Below are 18,469 nucleotides of genomic sequence, written 5' to 3'. Positions count from 1 at the left end.
GATTCAGCCCCGCGCCGGTTCGAGCGACGCCCGCTCCGCCAGGCAATCGCTCTCCCCCATCGCGAACTCACGGCAGATGAAGGGGCGCCGCTCGTAGATGCGGCAGAGCATGGTGGCCCGGTCCAAGGCGGCGCACCAGCCGTCGTCGCGGCGAGCCATGACCCAGCCGCCCCAGGCGTCCTGCTCGGTGAGGACCTCGGGCACGTCGTCGTCGCCCATCAGCATCACTTCCAGCCGGCAGCAGCAGGCCTGGCAGGTGGAACAGGTTAGGGATGTGGCGACAGCCATCTTAGGCGTGTTGTACCAATAGCTGAAATGAATGGATAAACGCTGGACAGTCCTGTCTTGAGTCCAAGCGACGTGGCAACCCAGCAGAAAGGCCGATTTTCAAGGAATTCGGCCTTTCATTTTATGCCCAGTCACTGCACCCCAAGCACGACAAAAAACCCAAAAGCATAAACAAATGGCATAATTTGTCGCAGATTGGCACCCGGGGGTGCCAATCACACTTTTCAGACAATCCAAAGAATCGAGCCTAAAGGAACAGTTGAACATGCAAATACGTCGATTCCTGCTGATCTGCTTTTGCATGCTCTTCACATCCTGGGCAAATGCAGAGAAAAACCCCAAACAAACCATCGACCCAAACGATAGTCAAATAGACCAAAATATAATTTCAGAGGTACAGCGACACCCCCAAGAAATTCTGGCCTTACTTCATGACCAAAAATTCAATGAGTTAGATACGTGGCTGAACACAATCCAATCACTCTACGAACAAGGCAGGTTGAATGAACAAAGCCTCTGGAAAACCCAAAGAGTGTTTGCCATGGACAACGACCAAGATTCGGAAATTATTTTTAATTCTTGGATAGAAAAATTCCCAAAATCTTATGCAGCACATGTTGCCAGAGGGTTCTATTACGAAGGCAATGGATGGCGCTCGCGAGGCAGCCAATACATATCTGAAACACCTGCCCACCGGCTTGTGCAGATGAATATCTTCTTTCGCAAAGCACGCACCAGCTTCGAAGAAGCAAAGAAATTAACAGCCAAGCCAATTGCAGCACTTACCGGCCTCTTAACCATCTCTGCTACCGAGGGAGAAAAAACCCAACGCGACAACATTCTAGACGAAATATTAAAGCTAGCCCCTAACTCCCTAACGCCAAGAAAGGAGTATTTAGGTTTTATTCAACCCAAATGGGGCGGAAGCTATGTCGAAATGGAAGTCTTTATATACAGCAGCAAAAAATACTTGAGCGAAAACCAGGCAAACGTATTAGCTGGCGAACTTCAGATTTCACGCTCCGCAGAAATCGAAAACCAAGCAGATAAAAACCCCGGAAAACGTCAACTATACCTATCAACCGCCCTCTCCCTTTTAGATCAAACCCTCGCACTTACCCCTTCAAATGTCAATCTAATTGCCCGCAAGGCGGGCATACTCTCCAAGCAGGGGGAGAATATAGAAGCACTACGTCTATACGATCAAGCAATCGACCTGAGCCACGGCCCCAGTCTTTATGCATCACGTGCAGCACTTCAGGTTGATATGCACAACCATTCTGCAGCTGTAGATGATTTTTCAATGGCTGCGAATTTAGGTAATCTTTGGGCACAACAGCAACTTGGTTGGATTAATTACACAGGCGCCTACGGAGTACAAAAAAACCCAGCCACTGCACTAAAATGGTTTTATCGCTCCGCCATCTGGGGCGATACATATGCCCAACTAATGACAGGAAATCTTATTCGCGAGGGTGCAAACGGCCACCCCAATTTTACCGAAGCTATTCGATGGTATCGATTAGCAGCTGAAGACGGATATGCTCCGGCCCAAACAAATCTCGGATCAATGTACTGGAATGGAATGGGCGTAGAAACAAGCCGTTTTGAGGCGATGTATTGGTGGCGTCGTGCGGCGGCTCAAAACGATGCGGAAGCAAAGCGTAACATTCAGCACCTGCTCAACCCACTTGATAAAGCATGGATGCTATTTGCCGAATCGATAATTGACCCGTTAAGGACCTTAACAAAAGAATTGCAGACCTTGATTAAAGTCATCGAAAGCAATCCACTTCCAATGCAAAGTTGAGTATAACTATCGATGCTGGGCCTTAGCAATTCCGTGTCGCTAGGCAATCGCTCTCCCCCATCGCGAACTCGCGGCAGATGAAGGGGCGCCGCTCGTAGATGCGGCAGAGCATGGTGGCCCGGTCCAGGGCGGCGCACCAGCCGTCGTCGCGGCGGGCCATGACCCAGCCGCCCCAGGCGTCCTGCTCGGTGAAGACCTCGGGCACGTCGTCGTCGCCCATCAGCATCACCTCCAGCCGGCAACAGCAGGCCTGGCAGGTGGAACAGGTGATGGCGGGGGATTCGATATCGTTCATGTGGGAAATGGGAGGCCGGTGGCGGAGCCGTCGCCGGGAGGGCAAGCGCGGGTGCATTGCGGCAGGGAACGGGGATTTTGCCGAATCTGCCCTCATTCAGCGGCAGCGGCGCAGCGCACGGCCCGAGTGATCCGCTCTACCCCTGCACCGCGAACCGGCGCAGGTCGTCCAGGCTGGCGTATTGCAGGGCGCCGTAGTGGCTGGCGGCCAGCACCACCTGGGGGGCGTGGCCGGCGAGGAAGGCTTCCTGCCAGCGCGGCGCGCACAGGCACCAGCGGTCGCCGGGTTTGAGGCCGGGGAAGCCGTATTCGGGCCGGGGGGTGGACAGGTCGTTGCCCCGGGCCTTGGAGAATTCGAGGAACTCGGCGCTCATCACCGCGCAGACGGTGTGGCTGCCCACGTCGTCCGGGCCGCTTTCGCAGCAGCCGGTGCGGTAGAAGCCGGTGCGCGGCGACCCGCGGCCGCTGCACGGGGCCAGGGGGTCGCCGAAGACGTTGAGCTGGGGCCCGCCGCCGGGCAGGTCGGACATGGTGCTCATGACGGTTCCCGCATTGGCGTCCTTAGCGCCCTTACTCCTGCTCTTCGATCCAGGCGGCCTGGATGGCTTCCAGGATGCGTTCGCCGCAGTGCTTGGGGTCGTCAGCGAAATCGGGCAGGGCCATGACCCAGTTCATCAGGTCGACGAAGTTGACCTTGGTCGGGTCCACGTCCGGGTAGGCATCGACCAGTTCTTCGGCGATGCGCAAGGTGTCGGTCCACTTGAATCCGCTCATGGTGCTCACCGGTGCCCTTCCTTGGCCATGTTGATCGAGTAGCGGGGGATTTCCACCGTCAGCGGCGTATCGCCCACCTTGGCTTGACAGGACAGGCGCGAGGTCGGTTCCAGGCCCCAGGCCTTGTCGAGCAGGTCTTCCTCGGTTTCCTCGGCGTCTTCGAGGCTCTCGAAGCCTTCGCGGATCACCACGTGGCAGGTGGTGCAGGCGCAGGACATCTCGCAGGCGTGCTCGATCTCGATGTCGTGCTTGAGCAGGGCCTCGCAGATGCTCTGGCCGGGTTCGGCGTCGATGACGGCGCCTTCGGGGCAGAGTTCGACGTGGGGCAGGACGATGATCTGGGTCATTGCTTTTCTTCTCCGGCCGCGGCGCCCAGGGCGCTGTCGGCGACTTCGGTCACTTTCTTGCCGGCCAGGGCGCGGCGGATGGATTGGTCCATGCGACGGGCGGCGAATTCGTTGGTGGCGTCCACCAGCGCGTCCATGGTCATGTTGAGGGTGCGGCGGTTGTCGCCCTGGATCACCTCGGCGAGCTTGGCCAGGGCCTGGTCGATCTTCTCGCGTTCGGCGGCGTCGAGCAGGTGGGCGTCCTCATGGAGCGCCACCTGGGTGGCCTCGATCAGGCGCTGGGCTTCGACGCGGGATTCGGTCAGGGCGCGCAGGAAGGCGTCGTCCTTGGCGTGGGCCATGGAGTCCTGGAGCATGGTGGTGATCTCGTCGTCGCTCAGGCCGTAGGACGGCTTGACGGTGACGCTGGATTCCACGCCGGAGATGGTCTCCCGGGCGGTCACCGAGAGCAGGCCGTCCGCATCCACCTGGAAGGTGACGCGGATGCGCGGGGCACCGGCCACCATGGGCGGGATGCCGCGCAGCTCGAAGCGGGCCAGGGAACGGCAGTCGGCCACCAGTTCGCGCTCGCCCTGGACCACGTGCACCGCCAGGGCGGTCTGGCCGTCCTTGAAGGTGGTGAATTCCTGGGCCCGGGCGATGGGGATGGTGGAATTGCGCGGGATGATCTTCTCGGTCAGCCCGCCCATGGTTTCCAGGCCCAGGGACAGGGGGATCACGTCGAGCAGCAGCCAATCGTCGTCGCTGGTGCGGTTGCCGGCGAGCAGGTCGGCCTGCTTGGCGGCGCCCAGGGCCACCACCTTGTCCGGGTCCAGGTTGTTGAGGGGCTCCTGCTTGAAGTACTCGGCCACGGCACGCTGGATCTGGGGCATGCGGGTGGCGCCGCCCACCATCACCACGCCCTGGATGTCGTCCGGGCGCAGGCCGGCGTCGCGCAGGGCCTTCTTGACCGGCTGGATGGTCTTGGACACCAGGGTCTGGGTGATCTCGGTGAAGATCTCGGTGGTCAGCACCACGTCCACCGTCTCGCCGCTCTTCAAGCGCAGATTGATCGGCGCGTTGTCGTGGGTGGTCAGGTATTCCTTGGCTTCCCGGGCGCGCTCCATCAGGCGGCGGGCGTCCTCGGCGGACGGCGGGCTGATCTTGGCCGCCTCCAGCATCCAGCAATAGATGCGGTGGTCGAAGTCGTCACCGCCCAGGGCCGAATCGCCACCGGTGGACAGCACCTCGAAGACACCCTTGGCCAGGCGCAGGATCGAAATGTCGAAGGTGCCGCCGCCCAGATCGTAAATGGCGAAAACGCCCTCGGACTTGTTGTCCAGGCCGTAGGCGATGGCCGCGGCGGTGGGCTCGTTGAGCAGGCGCAGCACGTTCAGGCCGGCCAGCTTGGCGGCGTCCTTGGTGGCCTGGCGCTGGGCGTCGTCGAAATAGGCGGGAACGGTGATCACCACCCCCACCAGGTCGCCGCCCAGGGCGGCCTCGGCCCGGCCCTTGAGGGACTTGAGGATTTCCGCCGAGACTTCCACCGGGCTCTTCACCCCGGCGCGGGTGCGCACCCGGACCATGCCCGGGGCGGATTCGAATTCGTAGGGCAGCGCCTCGGAATGGGCGATGTCCTGGAGGCCGCGGCCCATGAAGCGCTTGACCGAGACGATGGTGTTGCGCGGATCGTCGGCCTGGTGGCGCTGGGCCTCGCGGCCCACTTCGATGCTGCCGTCGGGCAGGTAGCGCACCACCGAGGGCAGCATGGAGCGGCCCTGCTCGTCGTTGAGCACCTTGGCCATGCCGCTGCGCACGGTGGCGACCAGGGAATTGGTGGTGCCCAGGTCGATGCCCACGGCAAGCTTGTGTTCGTGCGGTGCGGCGGACTGGCCGGGTTCGGCGATCTGGAGAAGGGCCATGGGTCTTGGGGTAGAAAGGGTGAATACGGTGGAAACCAAACGCCGCAGCCGGGGCTGCCCTGCCCCGCCCGGCGCCAATGAGGCGGACCGTAGCGCGTACAGGCTAAGGCAGGCGGCCGGCTCGGGCGCGGGTCAGGCGTCTTCCAGGTCGGCCAGGGCGTCGTCCACTTCGCTGAGCAGCTTTTCCAGGAACATCAGTTCCCGCACCTTGCCGGCAGCCTCGGCATGAGCCTGGCGCTGGTCGATCAACTCGCCCAGTTCGTCGTAGCGCGCTTCCAGGGTGTGCTTGAGGCGGCGGTGGATGTCCTCCAGGGCGGCCAGATCGCTGGCGGCCCGGGCCTCCATGACGCCTTCGCGCCACTCCATCTGCTCCATGAGGAACTCGGGGTCCATGGCCGTGTTGCGCTCGGCATCCACGTCGAAGCCCTGCAGTTCGAGCAGGTAGCGGGCCCGGTCCAAGGGGCGGCGCAGTACGCGGTAGCCCTCGTTAACCCGGGTGGCCCACTGCATCGAGCGGCGCCGCTCGGCGTCGGTGCTGCCGGCGAAGCGGTCCGGATGGACCTCGGCCTGCAACACCCGGTAGCGGCTGTCAAGGGCCGACCGGTCGAGTTCGAAGGTGGTCGGCAGCTCGAACAGGGCGAAGTAGTTGGCGCTCAGGTCCATCAGACTTTGAAGCTCTCGCCGCAGCCGCACTCATCCTTGACGTTGGGGTTGTTGAACTTGAACCCCTCGTTGAGGCCTTCCTTGGCGTAGTCGAGTTCGGTGCCGTCCAGATAGGGCAGGCTCTTGGGGTCGATCACCACCTTGACGCCATGGCTCTCGAACACCTGGTCCTCGTCGCCCAGTTCGTCGACGAACTCCAGCTTGTAGGCCATGCCGGAACAGCCGCTGGTACGCACGCCCAGGCGCAGGCCGACGCCCTTGCCGCGCTTGGTGAGAAAGCCGGTGACGTGCTTGGCGGCGCTTTCGGTGAGAGTGATAGCCATGATGACTCCTGAAGAATACGAAGAAGAACGGAAATCCGGCGGGCCCGCCTCGTGAGCGGCCCGCGACGGGATTACTTGTCGTCCTGCTTCTTCTTGTAGTCGGCCACGGCCGCCTTAATGGCGTCCTCGGCGAGGATGGAGCAGTGGATCTTCACCGGCGGCAGGGCCAGTTCCTCGGCGATCTGGGTGTTCTTGATCTCCAGGGCCTCATCCAGGCTCTTGCCCTTGACCCATTCGGTCACCAGGGAGCTGGAGGCGATGGCGGAGCCGCAGCCGTAGGTCTTGAACTTGGCGTCCTCGATGACGCCGTCCTTGCCCACCTTGATCTGCAGCTTCATCACGTCGCCGCAGGCGGGGGCGCCCACCATGCCGGTGCCGACGCCTTCTTCGTCCTTGGTGAAGGAGCCGACGTTGCGGGGGTTTTCGTAGTGATCCAGCACTTTGACGCTGTATGCCATGATGTTTCTCCTAGGGTCGGGGGTGCGCGGGCGCGTTGTTGGCGCTACGGGCGGCTTAGTGGGCGGCCCACTGCACGGTGTTCAGGTCGATGCCTTCCTGGACCATCTCCCAGAGCGGCGACAGTTCGCGCAGCTTGCCGATCTTCTTGTGCATCAGGTCGATGGTGTAATCGATCTCTTCCTCGGTGGTGAAGCGGCCGATGGAAAAGCGGATCGAGCTGTGGGCCAGTTCGTCGTTGCGGCCCAGGGCGCGCAACACGTAGGACGGCTCCAGGGAGGCGGAAGTGCAGGCGGAGCCGGACGACACGGCCAGGTCCTTGACTGCCATGATCATCGACTCGCCTTCCACGTAGGCGAAGGAAATGTTCAGGTTGTGAGGCACCCGGTGTTCCAGATCGCCGTTCACGTAGACTTCCTGCATGTCGGTGAGGCCCTTCAGCAGGCGCTGTTGCAGCTTGGCAATGCGGGCATTCTCGGTGGCCATCTCTTCCTTGGCGAGGCGGAAGGCCTCGCCCATGCCGACGATCTGGTGGGTGGCCAGGGTGCCGGAGCGCATGCCGCGCTCGTGGCCGCCGCCGTGCATCTGGGCTTCGAGGCGGATGCGCGGCTTGCGCCGCACGTACAGGGCGCCGATGCCCTTGGGGCCGTAGGTCTTGTGGGCGGAAAAGCTCATCAGGTCCACCTTGAGCGTGCTCAGGTCGATGTCCACCTTGCCGGTGGCCTGGGCGGAATCCACGTGGAAGATCACGCCCTTGGCGCGGCAAATCTCGCCCAGTTCGGCGATGGGCTGGACCACGCCGATCTCGTTGTTCACGTACATCACCGAGGCCAGGATGGTGTCGGGGCGGATCGCCGCCTTGAACACTTCCAGGTCGAGCAGACCGTTGTCCTGGACGTCCAGGTAGGTGACTTCGAAACCCTGGCGCTCCAGTTCGCGCATGGTGTCGAGCACGGCCTTGTGCTCGGTCTTCACCGTGATCAGGTGCTTGCCCTTGCCGGAATAGAAATTCGCCGCCCCCTTGATCGCCAGGTTGTTCGACTCGGTGGCGCCGGAGGTCCACACGATCTCCTTGGGATCGGCGTTCACCAGGGCCGCCACCTGCTCGCGGGCCTCTTCCACCGCCGCTTCGGCGGTCCAGCCGAAGGAGTGGGAACGGGAAGCGGGGTTGCCGAAATTCTCCACCAGGAAGGGGATCATCTTTTCCGCAACCCGGGGATCCACCGGGGTGGTGGCCGAATAGTCCAGGTAGATCGGCAATTTCAGCATTTTTCTGTGCTCCGTTGAGTCAGGGTAATCGCGAGGCGGGCGGTATTTTACCGTCTGCGCCCGCTCAGGCAGTAGTCAGGGCGGATAGGCTTTTTAAGCGTTCCACCGTCTGTTTCAAGGTTTTCAGGAAGCGCTCGGCGTCGTCCGGGGTGTTGCCCTCGCCGACGCTGAGGCGCACCGCGCCCCGGGCCAGGCCGGGTTCCACGCCCATGGCGGCGAGCACGTGGGACGGTTCCGGGTTGGCCGACGAGCAGGCGGCGCCGCTGGCGCAGGCAAAGCCGTCCCGGTCGAGCTTGCCCACCAGGGTCTCGCCGTCGATGCCGGGAAAGGCGAAATAGGTGGTGTTGGGCAGGCGCTGCGCCTCGTCCGCGGGGGCGCCGAACAGGGTCGCGCCGAACTCGGCCAGGCCCGCCTCGATGTGCCGGCGCAGAACCCGTGCATGGGCGGCGCGGGCCTCCAGGCGTTCCACCGCCAGGACGCAGGCACGGCCGAAGCCGACGATCGCCGCCACGTTCTCGGTGCCGGAGCGCAGGCCGCGCTCGTGGCCGCCGCCGGCGATCAAGGGCTGCAACTCCACCCGCTTGTCGAGGATGAGGGCCGCGGCGCCCTTGGGGCCGTAAATCTTATGGCTCGATACGGTCATGGCCGCCACGCCCAGGGCGCGAAAATCCACCGGGCGCTTGCCCAGGCCCTGGACCGCATCAGTGTGGAACCAGACGCCGGCGTCCCGGGCTTGGCCCGCCAGGGCGGCCACGTCCTGAACCACGCCGGTCTCGTTGTTGGCGAGCATCACCGAGGCCAGCAGCGGGCGCTTGGCCAGGGCCGCGCCGTAGGCGGCTATGTCGATGCGGCCGAGGACGTCCACGCCGATCTTGGTCAGATCCCAGCCGGCCCGGGCCAGTTGCTCGGCAGGCTTGGTCACGCAGGGGTGCTCGATGGCCGAAACAGCCAGGGCGCCCGGGGCGTGGCCGGCGGCCAGGCCCTTGATGAACAGGTTGTTGGCTTCCGACCCGCCGCTGGTGAACACCACCTCGGTGGGATGGGCGCCGACCGCCATCGCCACCTGCTCCCGGGCCTCGTCCACGGCGCGCCGCGCCGCCCGGCCGTACTCGTGACGGCTGGAGGCGTTGCCGTACTGCTCGCGCAGGTAGGGCAACATGGCGTCCAGCACCTCCGGGGCAATCGGGGTGGTGGCGTTGTGGTCCAGGTAGGTGGGGGCGAACACGTCAGCCTCGGAAAATCGCCAAGCGTCCGGTGGTCACACGGCAGCCAGGGACTTGGCCGAATTGCGGTGCAGGCTGGCGGCGGGAATGCTCGCCACCCCGCCGGCCACGCCGCCAGCCTCGGCCCCTTCGGCCTCGGCCAAACGGGCCTGCTGCTGGGACACCAGGTCGGCCAGGAAGACCGAACTCAGGTACTCGTACATCTTGGTGTTGAGGGTGGTCCACAGGTCGTGGGTCATGCAGCGGTGCTCGCCGTGACAATTCTCGCGACCGCCGCACTGGGTGGCGTCCAGAGGCTCGTCAACGGCGCGGATGATATCGGCCACGGACACCTGGTCCAGGGGCTTGGCCATGCAGTAGCCGCCGCCGGGGCCACGCACGCTCTCCACCAACTTGTGGCGGCGCAGCTTGCCAAAGAGCTGTTCGAGATAGGAGAGGGAAATCTTCTGCCGCTCGCTGATGCCGGCCAGGGTGACTGGCCCGTCCTGACCGCGAAGCGCCAGGTCGATCATGGCCGTGACGGCAAAACGTCCCTTGGTGGTGAGTCGCATGACAACCTCGCAGTCGAGTAACTTGGTACCCGGAATTCGGTGATTCGATGACGTGAGACAACCGGACAGCCCCAAGCCTTGCCTGGCGCCAATACCCGATTTGTTTAGTCAACTATACCGATACCCTCCATTTTTAGTCAACTATTTAGTCGACTATTTTGCTCAAGTATTTGGGGTCGAACTTGTCGGCGGTGGCCAGGGCCTCTTCCGCCGACAAGCCCATCTGTTCCAGGCGGGCGATCAGCACCGCCAGGCGGCGGTCGGTTTCCACCGCGTGGTCGAGCAGGCCGTGGATGGCCTTGGCCAGGGGATCGTCGTCGTTGCGGGCCACGGCGTAGGCGGAAAAGCCCATCTGCTGGGCCATTTCCTGGCGTGCCTTGTCCTTGTCCGCATCCTCGCGCAGCACCAGCCGGGCCGGGTTGCCCACTGCGGTGCCGCCCGCCGGGACTTCCTTGACCACCACAGCATTGGAGCCGACCTTGGCGCCGGCGCCGATGGTGATGGGCCCCAGGATCATGGCGCCGGCCCCCACCACCACCCCGTCTTCCAGGGTGGGATGGCGCTTGCCCTTGTTCCACGAGGTGCCCCCCAGGGTGACGCCGTGATAGAGGGTCACGTCGTCGCCGATCAGGGCAGTCTCGCCGATCACCACGCCCATGCCGTGATCGATGAAGAAGCGGCGGCCGATGGTGGCCCCGGGGTGAATCTCGATGCCGGTGAAGAAGCGCGCCAGATGCGAGGTGAAGCGGGCCAGCCAGCGCAGCCGATGGCCCCACAGCCAATGGGCGGCCCGGTGCATCCACACCGCGTGCATGCCCGGGTAGCAGGTCAGCACCTCCCACATGGAACGGGCGGCCGGATCCCGGTCGAACACGGAACGGATGTCTTCGCGCATGCGCTTGAACATGATGGAACGGTCTTTTCTCAAGTGGTGAAACGCGCCCGGATGTTTGACAACTGCGGTGACAACCGCGGGACAACCCCTGCCCCGCCTGGCCGCGACGGCGTTTCGATTAACTGAATTCTAAATTACCCGACTTTTTTGCTCAACTATTTGCCGCCGGGGCCGGACATTTTCGCTTCGACCGCCGACAGCAGGCCGCGCAGGATGTTCACCTCGTCCCGCTCCAGCCCGGCCCGGGCGAACAGGCGGCGCAGCTTGGGCACCAGGCGCTTGGGCTGGTCCGGGTTGTGGAAGCCGCTGTCGATCATCACCCGCTCCAGGTGGGCGTAAAACCCCTCCACGTCGCCGAAGGTGGCGACGGGGGACGAGAACGGCGTGGCGACAGTGGATTCCGGCGGCCGCCCGGCATAGGCGGCCATGCGCACTTCCCAGGCCAGCAGTTGGACCGCCGCGCCCAGGTTGAGGGAACTGTAGGACGGGTTGGCGGGAATGGTCACCAGCCGGCTGCAACGCATCGCTTCTTCGTTGGACAGCCCCACGGTCTCGTTGCCGAACACCAGGGCCACCTCCCCTCCCCCGTCTTCGTCGGGCCGGGAGGCGAAGTCCACCAGGGCGGCGGCGGCCTCCCGAGCGGGCAACGGGGGCGGCCCCACCTCGCGCTTACGCGCCGACAGGGCCAGGGACATGACGGTGCCGTCCAGGGCCTCGTCCAGGGAATCGCACACCCGGGCGGCCTCCAGCACATCCTGGGAGCCGGCAGCCCGGGCGGTGGCCTCGGGATCGGGGAAGAGCTTGGGGGTCACCAGCACCAGGCGGGACAGCCCCATGGTCTTCAACGCCCGGGCGGCGGCGCCGATGTTGCCCGGATGACTGGGCCGGCACAGCACGATGCGGATGCGTGCCAGGGCCGTCGAGGCTGTGTCTGCGGCACCCGGGGAAGGAAGGAGAGGCGAGGTTGCGGTGTTCATAGTAAAATGCGGCCATCAAACGAGTCGGGCGGCGCCTGCAAGCGCCGCCCGATTTGCTATTTTGTTTCGCGCGGTTGGCGATCTCGGGTCCGCTGGGCTTCCAGTCCGGCCCGGCAACCAGCCCCGCATCTACGGAACCGGCCTGCCGGTTCCGCACTTCGGTTCTTTATCATCATGCATCCAGCCCTGAATATCGCCATCAAGGCGGCGCGCCGCGCCGGTCAGATCATCAACCGTGCCTCCATGGACCTGGAGAGCGTCCGGGTTGCGGCCAAGCGCCCCAAGGATTACGTCACCGAGGTGGACCAGGCGGCCGAAGCGGCCATTCTCGAAGTCCTGCGCGAGGCGTATCCGAATTACGGAATTCTAGCAGAAGAGACCGGTGCCTTCCCCGGCAGCGGCGCCCAGGGCGCGGAATTCCAGTGGATCATCGATCCCCTGGACGGCACCACCAACTTCATCCACGGTTTTCCCCAGTACGCCGTCTCCATCGCCCTCGCCCACCAAGGCGTGGTCACCCAGGCGGTGGTCTACGACCCCAACCGCAACGAGCTGTTCACCGCCACCCGGGGCCGGGGCGCCTTCCTCAACGACCGCCGCATCCGCGTCTCCAACCGCGCCAAGCTGGCCGACACCCTGATCGGCACCGGCTTTCCCTTCCGCACCTTCGACCACGCGGATACCTATCTGAACATCTTCCGCGAAGTCACCGAAAAGACCGCCGGCGTGCGTCGCCCGGGCGCCGCCGCCCTGGACCTGGCCTACGTGGCCTGCGGCCGCCTCGACGGCTTCTGGGAATTCGGCCTGGCCCCCTGGGACAGCGCCGCCGGCTCCCTGCTCATCCTCGAAGCGGGCGGCCTGATCTCCGACCTGGCCGGCGAAGCCAACTACCTGGACAGCGGCAACGTGGTGGCGGGCAACCCCAAGGTGTTCGGCCAGCTGTTGCAGATCATCCAGAGCCACCGGGACGAACGCCTGCCGGCCTGACCGGCCCACGGCAACGCGCCAATGAAAACGGGAGCCCGCGGGCTCCCGTTTTTTCTTGGGATGCAGCCTCCTCCACATCAAAAAATAACCCGGCGTCGCAAAGCGAAGCACCGGGCAAGAGGGAGGAACCGGGAGGAATCGAAAGAGGAGTCGATACGGGGAACTGCTATAGGAATCAGGAGCGGGCGGACACGCTGCCGTTGATCACCTTCACCTTGTCGCCCACGGCCACCGCCGGCACGTGGGACTGGGACACGGTGCGGTAGGAACCGTCGTCCATGCGCACCGTGATGCGGTACACGGTGTCCTTGCGCACGTTCTTCTCGATGGCGTTGCCGGCAAAGGCACCGCCCACCGCGCCCAGCAGGGTCATGACGGTACGGCCGTTGCCGTTGCCCATCTGGTTGCCCACTAGGCCGCCGGTCACGCCGCCGGCCACGGCCCCCAGGCCGCTGCCGCTGCCTTCCACCTCGACGGCGCGCACCGACTCCACCACGCCGCAACTGGCGCAGACGGGAGCCGAAGCCGCCGGAGCGCCCTCGGCCGCGCTGGCCATGGGCTGGGCGCCCGCGCCGGAGCGGACCTGCAAGGGCGCCTGGCGATGGCTGCGCGGCGCCGCCACCGGCCGGGTTTCAGATGGCGCAACAGGCGCAGCGGCCTGGCCGCCCGTGGCGGCGGCCGGCGCCGGGCCGGACGCCCCGTCCGGGGACATCAGGGCCTTGGCGGCCCCCTCGGCGGCGGCGCTCTGGCTGGAGGGCGCCGTGGATTGGGCGTGGGGCAGCAGGCCGGTCACTGCGGCGATGCCGAGCAGGCTGAACACGGTGACGGACACCGCCGCCGCAGTGAGCAACGGATGCAGGCGGGGCTTGGCGGCGGGAGCGGCGCTGGCAGGCTGCTCGGCGGCCAGGGAAGTCGGAGTGATGGCAGGGGAAGCGTTCATGATGGATCTCCTGTGTTTTTATCGGTGCAAAAGGCAGGGCGGATCAGTCCCGATCCCAGTGGCGGTGATGGCGCCATTCGCGCCCCCAGTGCCCCGGGGGGCCGTAGTAGCCGTAAGGCGCATAGACGGGACGGCCGTAGCTCGGCACCACATAGACCGGCGCCGGAGGCGGTGCATAGACCACCGGGGGCGGCGGGGCATAGACGTAGGCCGGCCGGGGCGGCGGCGCGTAATAAGGCGCCGGAGACGAGGCGACGACCACGCCGGTGGCCGCGCCCAGGGCACCACCGACGATGGCGCCGTTGCGGCCGCCGACCGCCGAGCCGACGGCGGCCCCGGCGGCGCCGCCAATGGCACCACCCAGGACGGCTTCGCCGCCGCCGTAGGCCAGAGCCGGGGTCGCGCCACCCAGCAGGGCGGCGGCCAGGCCCGCCACCAGGGCGGGGAGCAGGAAACGAGAGCGAGACATGTTGTTTTCTCCAGGGTCGGTACCGAACAGGCACCGTTGCTCCCTACATCGCAACAGCCGTGCCAAGCCGCTACCGCAATGGAGAAAACCGCGATGAATCAATTACCTGCATGACAATAGGCCAAACGGACAAGACCCTGGCGAGGCCCGCAGCCCACCTGCGCCCACCGAACCTGTCGGGCCGGGACGACACCTGGAAACAGCCGGCATGAGAAAACGCCGGCAAGCCATTGTTCCGCCTGGAAAAACAACCTGTCGTCCAGTCCCGACGGCATTCCCGGAGCCAGTACCGCCCCGCCGTTTTTCCAATACGCGAACCGGGGCCGGCGGCCCCGAACTTTCTACCGGGATGCCGGGGCTTCCGCGCCCGATACTTGAATTTTTTTAATATATTCAGAAAGGTGCTGCGCCAAAGTCGATAACTGGCGCGGACCTTTGCTTTTGCATCGGCCGGTTACTTGAATTTTATTAATACATCGCCCTAAAAAACCCCGCCACGACACCGGCCGGCCGCAGGCGGATTCGGCCCGTACAAGCCCATGCCAGCGCAGAGAAGGTCGGACAGGTGCGGACAGGTGCGGGCAGGCTTAGGCCGGCGAGGTGCCGGCCCAGGCCCCGGCCGGCTCAGGCGTCCTTGAAGTGCTTGGGGTCCAGGCTGTGGCGCTCCAGCAGCCGGTAGAACTCGGTGCGGTTGCGCTCGGCCAGGCGGGCGGCCTGGGTGACGTTGCCGGCGGTGAGCTTGAGCAGGCGCACCAGGTAGTCCCGCTCGAAGGCCAGCTTGGCCTCGTCCAGGGGGGTCAGGGCCACCGGCTCGTCGCGCAGGGCCTCCCGCACCCGTTCCGCCGGCACCACGCCGGAGGGCGTCAGGGCCACGGCCTGGGCCACCGCGTTCTGCAACTGGCGCACGTTGCCCGGCCAGGGGGCGGCCACCAGCAACTCCAGGGCCTCCGGGGCAAAGCCGCTCACCGGGCGGCCGTAGCGCTGCGCCGCCTGTTGCAGGAAGTGGCGCGCCAGGGCCGGGATGTCCTCGCGCCGCTCGGAAAGCAGGGGCAGGACCAGGGACACCACGTTGAGGCGGTAATAGAGGTCCTCGCGGAAGCGCCCCTCGGCAATGGCCTGCTCCAGGTTGCGGTGGGTGGCGGAAATCACCCGCACATCCACCGGCACCGAGGCGGCGGCCCCCACCGGGCGCACCTCCCGCTCCTGCAACACGCGCAGCAGCTTGGCCTGGAGGATGAGGGGCATGTCGCCGATCTCGTCGAGAAAGACGGTGCCGCCCTCAGCCTGCTGGAACAGGCCCTTGTGGTCGTAGGCGGCGCCGGTGAAGGCGCCCTTGCGGTGGCCGAACAGTTCGGATTCGAGCAGGTGTTCGGGGATCGCCGCGCAGTTGATGGCGACGAAGGGCCGGGCCGCCCGGGGGCCGGCCCGGTGGATGGCCTGGGCCAGCACTTCCTTGCCGCTGCCGCTGGCGCCCAGCACCAGCACCGGGGCGTCGGTGGCGGCCACCAGTTCGGCCCGCTCCAGCACCGTGCGCATGGCCGGGCCCACGGCGATGATGCCCTCGCGCCAGTCCCCTCCTCCGGCGGCGGCCGGCGGCAAGGCCGACAGGGCCAGGGCCCGCTCCACCTCGGCGAGCAGGGTGGAGCCCTCGAAGGGCTTGGGGATGAAGCCGAAGACGCCGCGCTGCACCGCCTCCACCGCGTCGGGGATGGTGCCGTGGGCGGTGAGCACGATCACCGGCAGGCCCGGGGCGCGCTTTTGCAGGGCGTCGAACAGGGCCAGGCCGTCCATGCCGCCCATCTTCAGGTCGGTCACCACCAGCCGGGGCCGGGCGCCGGCATGGGCGTCGAACAGGGCCAGGGCGGCCTCGCCGCTGGCGGCGGACTGGACCGTGTAGCCGGCGGCGGTCAGGCGCAGGCCGATCAGGCGCAGCAGGTCCGGCTCGTCGTCCACCACCAGGATGTCGGGCACGGCCAGGGCCTTGGATGGGGACGAGGACGGGGCGGCGGCCATGTCAGCGCCCTCCCCGTTCGATGAACTGGCGCTCCAGGGACTTCAGGGCATCCACCTGGTCCTTCAACTGCCGGGATGACTTGGTCTCGCGCACCCGCTCGCGCAACTGGGCGAGCAGATAGCCGGCGTAGTCCCGGGCCGGCCCCGGGGTGCCGCCGGCCACCGGTTCGAGCAGGGCGATGGCCCGGGCGTCGTCCCCCAGCGTCGGCGTGGGCAGGGCCAGCAGGGTGGCCAGGTTGAGGCGGTTTTCCAGGCTCTTGTCCCGACCGTAGGCCTGCTGGGCGTGGGTCAGTTCGCGCTTTTGCTCGTCGCCGCCGGCCTGGGCGGCGCGCTGCCCCAGGGCCAGGGCGTCCAGCACCCGGGCGCCCTCGGTGCCGGGGATGGTGGTCATGCTGGCGGGGGGCGGCAGGCTTTGGCAGGCCGCCAGGGGCAGCAGGGCGATCAGGGCCAGGCGGGGCAGCCAGCGCCGGGCCGCGGTTGGGTCGAAATGGATCATCGTTGCGTCTTTCATGGGCCGGCCGGTGGATTCGGAGTGTTTCGGATCAATCGACCAGCAAAGGCAAAGTCAGGCGGAAGGCGGCGCCGGGGTAGTCCGGGTCGGTCCCGTCCTCCAGGGTCAGGCGGCCGCCCTGGGCTTCGGCCAGCTCCCGGGCGATGGCCAGGCCGAGCCCCGAACCGGCCAGGGCCGAATGTCCCGGTGCGCCACGGTAGAACCACTGGAAGACCTGGTCCCGGGCCTCGGGCGCGATGCCCGGACCCTGGTCGCAGACCTCCAGCACGGCGGCGCCGTCCTCGGCGGCGAGCCGCACCGCGACCTGGCCGCCTTCGGGGGAATACTTGACCGCGTTGGAAAGCAGGTTGTCCATCACCGTGGCCAGCTTGTCCGCGTCGCCGCGCACCCGCAGGGCCGCCGGGGCCGCTACCGCGATGCCGACGCCCCGGGCCTGGGCGGCCAGGCGCTGGGCATCCACCGCCGTCCGCAGGGGTTCCGCCAGGTCGAGGGGGATCAGTTCGACCCGCCCCAGGTCCTGGAGGGCGCGCTGGTAGTCGAGAAAACGCTCGATCAGGGCCTGGAGTTGACGGGCCTGGTCGTCCAGGATGCCCACCACCTCCCCCTGGGCCGGGCTGAGATCGCCCAGGGCGCCCTCCTTGAGCAGGGCCGCGCCCTCGCGCAGGGCGGTGAGGGGCGTTTTCAGTTCGTGGGAGACGTGGCGCAGCAGGCGCTGCTTCTGGTCTTCCAGGTCGGCCAGGCGCTGCCGGGTCCATTCCAGGCGGCGGCCCAGCTCCTCGAAGTCGGCGGGGCCGCTCACCGCCACCGGCCGGGAAAAATCCCCCTCCCCCAGGCGACGCACCGCCCGGTCCAGGGCTTTCAGGGGACGGGCCACCAGCCAGGAGGCCAGCACCGCGCCGGTAAGGGACAGGCCGATCATGGCGGTGAGGCGCCACCACAGCTGGCGCTCGGTGTCGGCGGCCAGGGTGGCGAGACGGGTCACTTCCCGGTCGTTGATCTCGTTGCTCGCCGCCAGGAGCCGGGTAGCGCTGTCCGACAGGCTGCGGTAGCCCTCGGCCAGGCCGGCCATGCGGGTGCCTTCCCGGGCCGCGCCGGACAGGCGGGCGAACAGGGCCTCCTCGCTTTCCACCGCCCGGTTGAGGGTGGCCAGTTGGTCCTCGGACAGGGGCAGCAGGGCCAGTTCGCTGGAGGTGGCCTTGAAGCGCTGGCGCACCGTGCTGTAATCGTCGATCAGGCTCGCGTCGGCGAGGATTTCCACCTGCCGAGCGATGCGCTCCAGGGTCAGGGCCTGGTCCGCCAGCTGCCGGCTAGCCCGGGCACCGGCGGCGGCCTGGGTGACCGCCTGGCGGGCTTCGCCGGACAACCGCTCCAGGCCGGTGACGCTCTCCACCAGGGCGCCGACCAGGGGCAAGGCCGCCAGAAGAAAGGCCACCGTCAGCAGGGTGCGGAACGACGGGGCGACGAGGCGGCGGCGGGGAACGGAGGGACGGGAGGGCAAAGGGACGGACAGCGCAAAAAACGACCCGCCGATTCTACACGCCCGCCTCCGGCCCGTTTTTCCGGCCCGGCGACTTCCCTGCCAAGCCTTGCCCGGCGCCTAGTTGCGCCGGGTTGCGGCTTGCCGGAGGCATGGGTGGATGCACGAGGCACGGACCTCCCCGCCGTCCGCCCGCGCCATGGGGGCTACAGCGCCTCGAACACCCCCGCGGCCCCCATGCCGGTACCGATGCACATGGTCACCATGCCGTACTTGCCCTTGGTGCGCTTCAGGCCGTGCA

Annotated in this window: 21 protein-coding genes; 2 read left to right on the top strand and 19 right to left on the bottom strand. The window is 66.1% G+C overall.

Annotated elements, in window-relative coordinates:
- Positions 1–3 precede the first annotated feature (3 nt).
- Positions 4–288, bottom strand: coding sequence for a YkgJ family cysteine cluster protein (locus V7Z98_RS14410; protein ID WP_334158753.1), 285 nt, complete (start codon positions 286–288; stop codon positions 4–6).
- Between the two features lie 301 nt (positions 289–589).
- Here V7Z98_RS14410 and V7Z98_RS14405 point away from each other — a divergent pair, with 301 nt between their 5' ends.
- The gene (locus tag V7Z98_RS14405; protein ID WP_334158752.1) at positions 590–2,098 is read left to right on the top strand and encodes a DUF4034 domain-containing protein; all 1,509 of its coding nucleotides are present in this window, start codon (positions 590–592) and stop codon (positions 2,096–2,098) included.
- Between the two features lie 22 nt (positions 2,099–2,120).
- On the opposite strand, the gene V7Z98_RS14400 is transcribed toward V7Z98_RS14405, so the two are convergent.
- The 13 genes from V7Z98_RS14400 to V7Z98_RS14340 all read right to left on the bottom strand — a co-directional run bounded on the left by V7Z98_RS14400 (position 2,121) and on the right by V7Z98_RS14340 (position 11,771).
- A complete protein-coding gene (locus tag V7Z98_RS14400; protein ID WP_334158750.1) occupies positions 2,121–2,393 on the bottom strand; it encodes a YkgJ family cysteine cluster protein in 273 nt (90 codons plus the stop codon).
- A gap of 136 nt (positions 2,394–2,529) precedes the next feature.
- Positions 2,530–2,931: a DUF2237 family protein gene (locus tag V7Z98_RS14395; RefSeq protein ID WP_293262248.1), complete on the bottom strand. Its 402-nt coding sequence runs from the start codon at positions 2,929–2,931 to the stop codon at positions 2,530–2,532.
- 31 nt (positions 2,932–2,962) lie between these two features.
- Positions 2,963–3,166 (bottom strand): Fe-S cluster assembly protein IscX, encoded by a 204-nt coding sequence (gene iscX / locus V7Z98_RS14390; protein ID WP_334158749.1) that lies wholly within the window; start codon positions 3,164–3,166, stop codon positions 2,963–2,965.
- Positions 3,167–3,171: 5 nt separating this feature from the next.
- Entirely contained in the window at positions 3,172–3,513 is a 342-nt protein-coding gene (gene fdx / locus V7Z98_RS14385) for an ISC system 2Fe-2S type ferredoxin (protein ID WP_334158748.1), read from the bottom strand.
- A complete protein-coding gene (hscA, locus tag V7Z98_RS14380) occupies positions 3,510–5,414 on the bottom strand; it encodes a Fe-S protein assembly chaperone HscA (RefSeq protein WP_293262239.1) in 1,905 nt (634 codons plus the stop codon). Before hscA ends, fdx begins: the two co-directional genes overlap by 4 nt.
- Positions 5,415–5,546: 132 nt before the next feature.
- On the bottom strand, positions 5,547–6,077 hold the full coding sequence (hscB, locus tag V7Z98_RS14375; RefSeq protein WP_334158746.1) for a Fe-S protein assembly co-chaperone HscB: 531 nt from the start codon (positions 6,075–6,077) through the stop codon (positions 5,547–5,549).
- Positions 6,077–6,400 (bottom strand): iron-sulfur cluster assembly protein IscA, encoded by a 324-nt coding sequence (iscA, locus tag V7Z98_RS14370; protein ID WP_293262233.1) that lies wholly within the window; start codon positions 6,398–6,400, stop codon positions 6,077–6,079. Before iscA ends, hscB begins: the two co-directional genes overlap by 1 nt.
- Before the next feature lie 71 nt (positions 6,401–6,471).
- Positions 6,472–6,858: a Fe-S cluster assembly scaffold IscU gene (gene iscU / locus V7Z98_RS14365; RefSeq protein WP_054620627.1), complete on the bottom strand. Its 387-nt coding sequence runs from the start codon at positions 6,856–6,858 to the stop codon at positions 6,472–6,474.
- A gap of 55 nt (positions 6,859–6,913) precedes the next feature.
- A complete protein-coding gene (locus V7Z98_RS14360) occupies positions 6,914–8,125 on the bottom strand; it encodes an IscS subfamily cysteine desulfurase (RefSeq protein ID WP_442951850.1) in 1,212 nt (403 codons plus the stop codon).
- Positions 8,126–8,189: 64 nt separating this feature from the next.
- Positions 8,190–9,350: a cysteine desulfurase family protein gene (locus tag V7Z98_RS14355; protein ID WP_334158744.1), complete on the bottom strand. Its 1,161-nt coding sequence runs from the start codon at positions 9,348–9,350 to the stop codon at positions 8,190–8,192.
- Between the two features lie 33 nt (positions 9,351–9,383).
- On the bottom strand, positions 9,384–9,899 hold the full coding sequence (iscR, locus tag V7Z98_RS14350) for a Fe-S cluster assembly transcriptional regulator IscR (protein WP_293262214.1): 516 nt from the start codon (positions 9,897–9,899) through the stop codon (positions 9,384–9,386).
- 145 nt (positions 9,900–10,044) lie between these two features.
- Positions 10,045–10,806 (bottom strand): serine O-acetyltransferase, encoded by a 762-nt coding sequence (gene cysE / locus V7Z98_RS14345; RefSeq protein WP_293262211.1) that lies wholly within the window; start codon positions 10,804–10,806, stop codon positions 10,045–10,047.
- Between the two features lie 143 nt (positions 10,807–10,949).
- Complete coding sequence (locus V7Z98_RS14340) at positions 10,950–11,771, bottom strand: RNA methyltransferase (RefSeq protein ID WP_334158741.1); 822 nt, start codon at positions 11,769–11,771, stop codon at positions 10,950–10,952.
- A gap of 174 nt (positions 11,772–11,945) precedes the next feature.
- On the opposite strand from V7Z98_RS14340, the gene V7Z98_RS14335 reads away from it, so the two are divergent.
- A complete protein-coding gene (locus V7Z98_RS14335) occupies positions 11,946–12,758 on the top strand; it encodes an inositol monophosphatase family protein (RefSeq protein WP_293262205.1) in 813 nt (270 codons plus the stop codon).
- A gap of 175 nt (positions 12,759–12,933) precedes the next feature.
- Here V7Z98_RS14335 and V7Z98_RS14330 read toward each other — a convergent pair whose 3' ends face one another.
- The 5 genes from V7Z98_RS14330 to V7Z98_RS14310 form a co-directional block, all read right to left on the bottom strand.
- Positions 12,934–13,698, bottom strand: coding sequence for a glycine zipper 2TM domain-containing protein (locus V7Z98_RS14330; RefSeq protein ID WP_334158739.1), 765 nt, complete (start codon positions 13,696–13,698; stop codon positions 12,934–12,936).
- 43 nt (positions 13,699–13,741) lie between these two features.
- Positions 13,742–14,167, bottom strand: a complete 426-nt coding sequence (locus V7Z98_RS14325; protein ID WP_293262199.1) for a hypothetical protein — start codon at positions 14,165–14,167, stop codon at positions 13,742–13,744.
- Positions 14,168–14,791: 624 nt separating this feature from the next.
- Positions 14,792–16,180 carry a sigma 54-interacting transcriptional regulator gene (locus tag V7Z98_RS14320; RefSeq protein WP_293262196.1) on the bottom strand — a complete coding sequence of 463 codons (1,389 nt, stop codon included), beginning with the start codon at positions 16,178–16,180 and terminating at the stop codon, positions 14,792–14,794.
- A 1-nt stretch (position 16,181) separates the two neighbouring features.
- Entirely contained in the window at positions 16,182–16,691 is a 510-nt protein-coding gene (locus V7Z98_RS14315; protein ID WP_293262192.1) for a hypothetical protein, read from the bottom strand.
- Between the two features lie 31 nt (positions 16,692–16,722).
- Entirely contained in the window at positions 16,723–18,189 is a 1,467-nt protein-coding gene (locus tag V7Z98_RS14310) for a HAMP domain-containing sensor histidine kinase (RefSeq protein WP_334158736.1), read from the bottom strand.
- Positions 18,190–18,469 lie beyond the last annotated feature (280 nt).

Origin of the sequence: Oryzomicrobium sp. (assembly GCF_036820405.1) — a bacterium.
In the GTDB taxonomy this organism is placed as follows: Bacteria; Pseudomonadota; Gammaproteobacteria; order Burkholderiales; family Rhodocyclaceae; genus Oryzomicrobium.
Note: the sequence above shows the minus strand (reverse complement) of the source record. Positions and strands in the feature narration are given on the sequence as shown.